The sequence below is a fragment of the Halorubrum sp. CBA1125 genome (assembly GCF_009742825.1).
In the GTDB taxonomy this organism is placed as follows: Archaea; Halobacteriota; Halobacteria; order Halobacteriales; family Haloferacaceae; genus Halorubrum.
The window spans coordinates 1-7,221 of sequence record NZ_WPCE01000149.1 but is presented as its reverse complement, the minus strand read 5'-3'; the positions used below and the strand labels follow the sequence as shown (position 1 = coordinate 7,221).

Here is a 7,221-nt window from a genome sequence, read left to right as displayed (position 1 = left end):
GCTCCCGGGCGCGCCACCGCGAGTCGATGGTGATTTCGGACCGTCCTCGTCGCCGTCGCCCGGGTCCGTTTTCGTGACGTCGCCGCGGGAGTCGGTTCGTAACACCTTCCATCGAGCGGCGTCGACTCGGCACCGATGAACACCATCCACGTCGCCGGCGGCGTCGGCGTCGCCGACACGGCGATGGCCTCCTACGACGCGGCGCTCGCGGACGCGAACCTCCACAACTACAACCTCGTCGCCGTCTCTTCTGTCGTCCCCGCCGAGGCGACGGTGACGGCGGTCGAGACGGTGCCGGACCTCGGTCCCGCGGGCAACCGCCTGACCGTGGTCGAGGCGCGACGGACGGTGGGTCCGGACGACGAGGTCGACTTCCGAGAGGGGGGTCGCGCCGGCGCGGAGGACGCCGAAACGAAGCGCGCCCCACGCCGTCACCCCGACGTCGTCGCCGGACTCGGCTGGGCGACCGGCCCCGGTCCGGGGCTCTTCTACGAGGTGACCGGCGAGGACGCGGCCGACGTCCGCGAGCGGATCGAGGCCGGACTGGACGCGGGCGCGGAGCTCCGGGACTGGGAGCTCCCGGACCGCGCCGTCCGGGTGGAGACCGCGCCCGCGGACGCCGGACGGTACACGACGGCGGTGGTGATCGCGGCGTACGGCGAGTCCGAACCGGTTCTGTGAGCGTCTGCGGCGGTCCCGCGACCGTCGGCGGCGGTCCTGCGGTCGGTCTCGGTGGGAATGTCACCGCCGACGCCTTTTTGACTCGTCTCCGCGTACGAAGCGTGTCTTCGATGAACGGCAACAACCCGTACGCCGGGGCACCGGGCGTGATGGACGCGGGCGAGCCCGCGGCCGTCGAGCTCACCCCGGACCAGAAGCGTCGGCTCCGGCGCGCGGTCGCCGGAATCGTATCGCGAACAGAGTCGTATCTCCCCAACAGTTACGCCGTCGGCTCGGAGCTGTCCGTGGGCGCCAACGGTCCGCAGGCGACCGTCGCGGTCAACCCGCCTGCGGGGCACCCGGTCTCGGCCGGGTTCACGCCCGACCCGGAGGACCTGGACGCCGGCATCGCCGAGGCCGACACCGACGAGGTCGCTCGCGGGCTGGCTGCCAGCGCCGCGATGCAGGTGATGGACGCCGTCGGCGACATCACGCCGACCGCGAAGTGACGCGGCATCGGTGACAGCGCGTCGTCTTGACAGTGACGCGGCGTCGGTTTGCCGCGTTAACGTGCCGTTTTCTCTCGACCGTGTCGGCACCCGGCCGGCATGATGGCCGGTCACTCCGTTTCGCTCGCGCCGCTCAGTCCTCACCGAACTCGGCTGGCGGTTCGTCGGCGGATACCACGCCGAGTTCTCCCTCGCCCGGTGGCTTCAGGACGCCGGTTACCTGTCCGTAGATTCCGAAGATATCCTCGTAGCCGTCCTCACTCGCCAGGATCGGAACGATTCCCGCCTCGTCGACGCGGTGGGTGTACACGTCGTCCTCGGCGAACACCTCCTCCCGCGGAATGGCCTCGAAGTTCGAGTAGTAGACGTGCGGCTCGCCGCCGCCTTTCGGCACCTCCTCGCGGCCCTCGACGACCGTCGTCTCGGTGAACGTCGGCGGTTCGTCGTCGAGCGCCCCGTGCGCGCGGAGGAACGCCAGACACGCCTCGTAGCCGAACTCGGCGGCCTCCTCGCTCCCCTGTCTGCCGACCTCGATCGACACCGTGTGCGGGACGACGGAATCCATCGTCGTAGAGCGGAGGCCGCTGGAGTCGACCGCGTACTCGACCGGCATCCCGGTGACGGTCCGACGGACCGACTCGGTGAGTTCGCTGTAGATCGCGAACGGCGGCGGCGCGCTGTGTGAGGTGTGGAGCGCGAGCACCGCGTCCATCCCGTCCAGTTCGGCCGTAATCTGCGGGGCGAGCGTCCGCTCGTACTCGTCGCTCTCGAGGTCACCCGGGAACACCCGGTTCAGGTCGATGTCGGTGTACCGCGTCCCGGCCGCGAGCGCCGGCTCGTTGGCGACGATCAGTCGGACGGTGCCGTTTCCGGGGCCCTCCTCGTCGAGCTCTGCGGCCAGTCGTCTGACGATCCGCTCGCCCGCGGGTTCGTCGCCGTGGATCCCACCGACGATCGCGACGCGGGCCGAACCCGCGGACCCGCGTTCGATCGTTTCCATGTACTCTCGTATACGCCGGTCGAGTGATAAATGATGTTCGCCTCGTCCGTCGTCGACGGCGGGGATTCTGCGGACGTCAACACGCTCCCGCCGAAGTCAACACGTCCCCGCCGAAGTCGACGGGGAAACGTCGACTACCCGGACTCGACCGCGGCCAGCGCGTCCATCACCGTGTCGACGCGGTCGACGCGAGCGTTGTGGCCCATGTGTCCGACGCGGAGGACGTCGTCGGCGAGGTCGCCGAGTCCGGTCGCGACGAGCACGTCGTGGTCCTCGCGGAGCGCGCGCTGGAGGTCGCGCGCGCGTCCCGGCACGTGGAACGCCGTCACCGTGGGGGAACTGCGGTCGGGATCCGGGTAGACGTCCACGTCGAGGGGCGCGCCGCGCTCGCGACAGCGCTCCGCGGCGGCCTCGTGGCGGTCGACGACGGCGTCGACCCCTTCCTCCAGGAGGAGCCCGAGCGCCGTCTCGAGCGCGACGACCTCGGTCGTGAGGTGCGTGTACGGGAACCCCTCGTCGGTGTCGCGCCACGGGAGGAAGTTCGTGTACAGCGAGTGCGGATCGCGCGCCGCCATCGCGTCCCACGCCCGGTCGCTGATCGCCGCGGTGGTGAGCCCCGGCGGAGCGCTGAAGCACTTCTGTGAGGCGCCGAGACAGACGTCGATCCGGTCGGTCGGCACCGGCGTGCCCCCGAGCGAGGAGACGGCGTCGACGACGGTGAGGACGTCGACCGCCTCCAGCAGGTCGAGCGCGGGACCGAGGTCGTTGAGCGTTCCCGTCGGCGTCTCGCAGTGGACCATCGTCGCCACGTCGAAGTCGGTGTCGCTGGCGAGGACCGATTCCAGGTCGGCGATCGGCAGGGGCTCGTCGTAGTCGGCACCGACGAGCGTCACCTCCGCGCCGTACGCCTCGGCGAAGTCCGCGAAGCCGTCGCCGTAGAGGCCGTTCGACAGACACAGCACCTCGGTGCCGGGCTCGACCAGCGAGGCGATCGCCGCCTCCAGCCCGAGGATCCCCTCGCCGCCGGGCACGACGACGTCGCGGTCCGGTCCCGCGCCGTACACGGTCTGCAGCCGGTCGACGACGCGGCTGTAGATCTCCTGAAACTCCGGGTCCACGTCGGGGTTGATCAGCTCGCGGCTCATCGCCTCGCGGACGGGTGCTGGGACCGCCGTCGGTCCCGGCGTCATGAGCATACGCCCACGCTCGCACCCGTCGGGCATAAAGCCCGTCCGTCGCGGTACGCACGGCGTCTCGGTGTCAGGTCCCCGTGCGTGGCGTCTCGACGCGTGTGGTTCCGAACGCGTCGTTCCGACGCGTGAATTCGGTTGCGTCCCGGAGACGGCTGCCGCTCGACGTCGACGGATACCGCGCCGTGACGCGGGGCGATACGTTCATACGTTTCTGTCGCTTTCGTCTCGCCACGATGATGCTCCCGACACACGTGCTCGGCGGGATGCTGCTCGCCGCGCCGCTGGCGTACGCGGCGCCCGAACTGGCGCCCGTCGGGTTCGTCGCCGGGTTCCTCGGCGGGCTCGTCCCGGACCTCGACATGTACGTCGGTCACCGCCGAACCCTCCACTATCCCGTGTACTACAGCGCGCTCGCCGCCGTCGCCCTCCCCGTCGCGCTGCTGGCGCCCTCGGCGGCGACCGTCGGCGTCGCGGTGTTTCTGATCGCTGCGGCCCTCCACAGCGTCTCCGATGTCTACGGCGGCGGGCTCGAACTGCGACCGTGGGAGGGGACCTCCGACCGGGCCGTCTACGACCACTACCGCGGCCGGTGGATCGCCCCACGGCGGGTCGTTCGATACGACGGCGCCGTCGAGGATCTGGCGCTGTCTGTCGGCCTGTCGCTCCCCCTCCTTTACTTGGTCGACGGGACGCTCCGGTGGATCGTGCTCGGCGCGGTCGCGGTCGCGGTCGCGTACACGGTGCTCCGTCGACACCTCGCCGACCTCGCGGCCCGGATCGCCCCCATCGCGCCGGCCGTACTGACGCCGTTTCTCCCCGACCGGTACTGCGACGAGGACCCGGAATCATAGGCCGGCGACCGTGCGTTCGCGACGACGGCGGTGTCGACGACGTCGAGCCCGCGGCCGATCGGGCTCACCGGTGTGGCCGGTTGCGCCGCCATCGAACCGCGAAGACGACGCACGACGCCCACAGGGCGGCGAGGAAAGCGTACACCGCGTCGCCGGCCGGATTGATCGAGGCGGTCGCGGCGTCCGAGACCGCGAACCCGACTCCTCCGACCGCGACCGGGCCGCCCACGTACGCGAGCGGGTTCGGCCGCCAGTCGCGTCGGCGGGGGACGATCCGCTCGGCGACGACGACCATCGCGACCGCCGCGGCCGGCGCGCCGACGAAGACGAGGCCGATCAGCGCGACGGCGGCGACGGCGACGGACCACCCCGTCGCAGCGCCGAGCAGGGCGATCGCGAGGCCGACCGGCGTCGTTACCGCGTAGGCGTCGACGACGAGTGGCCAGCCGGCCCTCTCGGCGACGCGCGGCGCGAGCCGGTCCGTGAGCGCGGGCGAAAGCGGGTATCGCCACGCGTCGCCGAACGCCGCCTTCCCGGCGGCGACGAACGCCACGAGGAACGACCAGAGCCCGACTCCCATCCACAGCAGCACCAGTCCGGAGACGACCGCCCCGGCGAGCGTGTCGATCGGCGACGCGACGGCGAGGACGTCGACGCCGGCGGAGCCGGTTCCTTCGGCGACGCCGAGCACGGAGCCGACGGTGACGACGGTCAGCCCGAGCACCGCGAGATGCCAGTCGAGGGCGTTGCGAGCGTTGCGCTTCGTGAACTCGGTCGTCGCGGCGGCGTACACGAGCCCGGCGCGACGACGCCCGTCGGGAGCGCGATCAGGTGGACGAGCACGCCGAGGACCGACCGGCGGTCGAGCAGTTCGGGGCCGGGTGCGGTCGAGGACTCGGCGGAGGTGGGTTCGGCGGGCATCTCCGTCAGGTGTACCGGCCGACGAGGTCGACCGAGCCGGGGTACCGCCAGGCCGTACCGAAGACCGCCTTGCCGGCGGCGACGAGCGCGAAGACGAACGTGAGGAACCACGAGATTCCCGCCGCGACGAGCAGGATCATCCCGACGACGCCGAACACCGCGTCGAGCGGCGCGGGCAGCAGCGACAGCTGTCTCGTGGTGCCGTCGGCGAGTGTCATGGTGTCGGCGCCGAGCACGAACGTCGCGGTCGCGACGACGGTCAACACGAACACCGAGAGATGCCAGTTGAGGGCGTTTCGAGCGTTCGCGCGCGTGAACTCGTGGCTCGACGCGACGAAGACGATCACGGCGCCGACGAACCCGGTGAGGAGCGCCAGCAGGTGGACGAGGACGCCGCCGACAGATCGTTCTTCGAGCAGTTCCGGACCGGTCGTGGATGTCGTGGTGGACGTCATGTGCGGGGATGTATCGTGTGGGGAATGCGTTGTGGGTGTGTCGTGTACGTGTACTCTTTCGCGTCTTTCGTGTGGTGTGACCGAGATTTCGTGTGATGCAACCGGGGGAAATGCGGGACGCCGCCCGCTCGGGCGGTCGCAGACCGGCGATTCGTTACGTCGACGGAAGGGCCTCCAGCGGGCCGTACCGATCGCGCATCCAGCGGGCGATCCGCTCCGCGACGAGCAGCAGCAGGCTCACGAGCAGCAGGTCGATGGCGGTACCCCAGAGGGCGATGTCGCTGCTCGTGGTTCCGAGGTCGACGCCGAGCAGCGTCACGATGCCGCCGAGCGCGAACATCACGAGGCTCAGCTGCAACCCGGCGAGCACGAGCGTGCGGATTCCCGCCGTGTCCGACAGCGTGAGGAATCCGCGGGTGGAGAGCCGATCCAGCGGGGTGTCAGCGTTGAGCGCGCGCTTCCCCTCCGGCGAGAGCGGCCAGTCAGACTCCGGGTGGTTGACGTAGTACAGGGTGATCGAGTCGGGGTACGACTCCGTCGCCACGACGTCGATCTCCTGTAGCTCCTTCAGCCGGTTCCGGACGGTCGCCCTCCCGATGTCGGGCTTGACGCGCGCGTGGAGCTGACGAATCGAGAAGAACGGTCGATCGGACTCCAGCATCGTCTCGACCACGTGTTCCTGCGTGAGCGTGTTGTCGAGGTTCCGATCGATTCGTTCGTCGATCCAGGGCGGAATCGCGGACACGGTACCACGTCCATAGCGGCCGGGAGTGATTAAAACCGGGCGTGGATTTGGCGCCCACGAACCGGCGTTTGGCGGCCGTCAAACGAGATCCGAGCGTCCCCAGCGGCTGAGAATCCCGTGACCCAACCGGGATCGACCGTCGAATTCTCGATCCCGTCTTCGGTCGTTTGGCCGCCGTGATTCGACCCCTCTCGGCGCCCGAATTCCCCGTCGGATCGCGTCCACGTCTCGATCGAGCTATCTCGGTCGGGATCGGCACCGGGTGTGATCGACCCCATCCGATAATCGTATTTGAAATCGTATAGTACCGATAAACCATTGGATAACAGTTATTTATAAACTGATCGATGATATATCTGTATTGATGCGCAAGATAGACGAAAATCTACTATATATAGGATATATTTTTTATTCTATACTCATTTATGTTATAATTGTGTTTTGTTGGATTATTTCTATGCCTCTGTTGTAGCTCGTTGTACTACTCTTTTGAGTCCGAAAGACCGCTTATATCCGCAGAACGTACGCGCTCGATCGTCCTTTCGTCGTTAATCATGTCTAATACATTTCTTATATTCAAGATTGATATATCGTGATAAATCACCCGAGACGAATCTGCTTGTTCTGACCCGTGGGAGAGTGACGGTCTCGCGACGGTATCCTCGCAGCCTTCAGATCGAGGGTATCAGAGAAACGTCACGAGGAGTTATTTTCACGATGTTGTATACGGATCATCGGTTAGAATGAGCGTGCATATCCACCTTTTTTTCGTCGGGTTCTCTCGCTCATCTTCGTCTTCGAGAACCGCTCCTCGAAAAAACCTGGTGGGAAAAAAGCCGACGGCTCGGCCGCCGGCCTCGCCGTCGGTGAAACGCCTCGCTGCGCTC

The 7,221-nt window shown here is 67.9% G+C and carries 9 protein-coding genes; 3 read left to right on the top strand and 6 right to left on the bottom strand.

Going from position 1 to position 7,221, the window contains the following annotated elements; translation table 11 throughout:
- The first annotated feature begins 135 nt into the window (after positions 1 to 135).
- Together GJ633_RS12225 and GJ633_RS12220 are read left to right on the top strand one after the other, a co-directional pair.
- A complete protein-coding gene (locus GJ633_RS12225; protein ID WP_156589052.1) occupies positions 136 to 681 on the top strand; it encodes a pyruvoyl-dependent arginine decarboxylase in 546 nt (181 codons plus the stop codon).
- 110 nt (positions 682 to 791) lie between these two features.
- The gene (locus GJ633_RS12220; protein WP_156589051.1) at positions 792 to 1,169 is read left to right on the top strand and encodes a DUF5811 family protein; all 378 of its coding nucleotides are present in this window, start codon (positions 792 to 794) and stop codon (positions 1,167 to 1,169) included.
- A gap of 133 nt (positions 1,170 to 1,302) precedes the next feature.
- Here GJ633_RS12220 and GJ633_RS12215 read toward each other — a convergent pair whose 3' ends face one another.
- Together GJ633_RS12215 and GJ633_RS12210 are read right to left on the bottom strand one after the other, a co-directional pair.
- Positions 1,303 to 2,169 carry a succinylglutamate desuccinylase/aspartoacylase family protein gene (locus GJ633_RS12215; RefSeq protein ID WP_156589050.1) on the bottom strand — a complete coding sequence of 289 codons (867 nt, stop codon included), beginning with the start codon at positions 2,167 to 2,169 and terminating at the stop codon, positions 1,303 to 1,305.
- Between the two features lie 134 nt (positions 2,170 to 2,303).
- A complete protein-coding gene (locus GJ633_RS12210) occupies positions 2,304 to 3,365 on the bottom strand; it encodes an alanine--glyoxylate aminotransferase family protein (RefSeq protein WP_156589049.1) in 1,062 nt (353 codons plus the stop codon).
- A 230-nt stretch (positions 3,366 to 3,595) separates the two neighbouring features.
- Here GJ633_RS12210 and GJ633_RS12205 point away from each other — a divergent pair, with 230 nt between their 5' ends.
- A complete protein-coding gene (locus GJ633_RS12205) occupies positions 3,596 to 4,213 on the top strand; it encodes a metal-dependent hydrolase (RefSeq protein ID WP_156589048.1) in 618 nt (205 codons plus the stop codon).
- A 64-nt stretch (positions 4,214 to 4,277) separates the two neighbouring features.
- On the opposite strand, the gene GJ633_RS12200 is transcribed toward GJ633_RS12205, so the two are convergent.
- The 4 genes from GJ633_RS12200 to GJ633_RS12190 all read right to left on the bottom strand — a co-directional run bounded on the left by GJ633_RS12200 (position 4,278) and on the right by GJ633_RS12190 (position 6,334).
- Complete coding sequence (locus GJ633_RS12200; RefSeq protein ID WP_321169061.1) at positions 4,278 to 5,006, bottom strand: DUF4870 domain-containing protein; 729 nt, start codon at positions 5,004 to 5,006, stop codon at positions 4,278 to 4,280.
- A complete protein-coding gene (locus GJ633_RS17895) occupies positions 4,925 to 5,134 on the bottom strand; it encodes a hypothetical protein (protein WP_231741350.1) in 210 nt (69 codons plus the stop codon). Before GJ633_RS17895 ends, GJ633_RS12200 begins: the two co-directional genes overlap by 82 nt.
- Before the next feature lie 5 nt (positions 5,135 to 5,139).
- Positions 5,140 to 5,589: a DUF4870 domain-containing protein gene (locus tag GJ633_RS12195; protein ID WP_156589047.1), complete on the bottom strand. Its 450-nt coding sequence runs from the start codon at positions 5,587 to 5,589 to the stop codon at positions 5,140 to 5,142.
- A 154-nt stretch (positions 5,590 to 5,743) separates the two neighbouring features.
- On the bottom strand, positions 5,744 to 6,334 hold the full coding sequence (locus GJ633_RS12190; RefSeq protein WP_231741349.1) for a hypothetical protein: 591 nt from the start codon (positions 6,332 to 6,334) through the stop codon (positions 5,744 to 5,746).
- Between the last annotated feature and the right edge of the window lie 887 nt (positions 6,335 to 7,221).

Bases quoted from the DNA above. Each gene is read 5' to 3' on its own strand.
- GJ633_RS12215 (WP_156589050.1), bottom strand. From the start codon at position 2,169: ATGGAAACGATCGAACGCGGGTCCGCGGGTTCGGCCCGCGTCGCGATC.
- GJ633_RS12225 (WP_156589052.1), top strand. From the start codon at position 136: ATGAACACCATCCACGTCGCCGGCGGCGTCGGCGTCGCCGACACGGCG.
- GJ633_RS17895 (WP_231741350.1), bottom strand. From the start codon at position 5,134: ATGCCCGCCGAACCCACCTCCGCCGAGTCCTCGACCGCACCCGGCCCC.
- GJ633_RS12205 (WP_156589048.1), top strand. From the start codon at position 3,596: ATGATGCTCCCGACACACGTGCTCGGCGGGATGCTGCTCGCCGCGCCG.
- GJ633_RS12195 (WP_156589047.1), bottom strand. From the start codon at position 5,589: ATGACGTCCACCACGACATCCACGACCGGTCCGGAACTGCTCGAAGAA.
- GJ633_RS12210 (WP_156589049.1), bottom strand. From the start codon at position 3,365: ATGCTCATGACGCCGGGACCGACGGCGGTCCCAGCACCCGTCCGCGAG.
- GJ633_RS12220 (WP_156589051.1), top strand. From the start codon at position 792: ATGAACGGCAACAACCCGTACGCCGGGGCACCGGGCGTGATGGACGCG.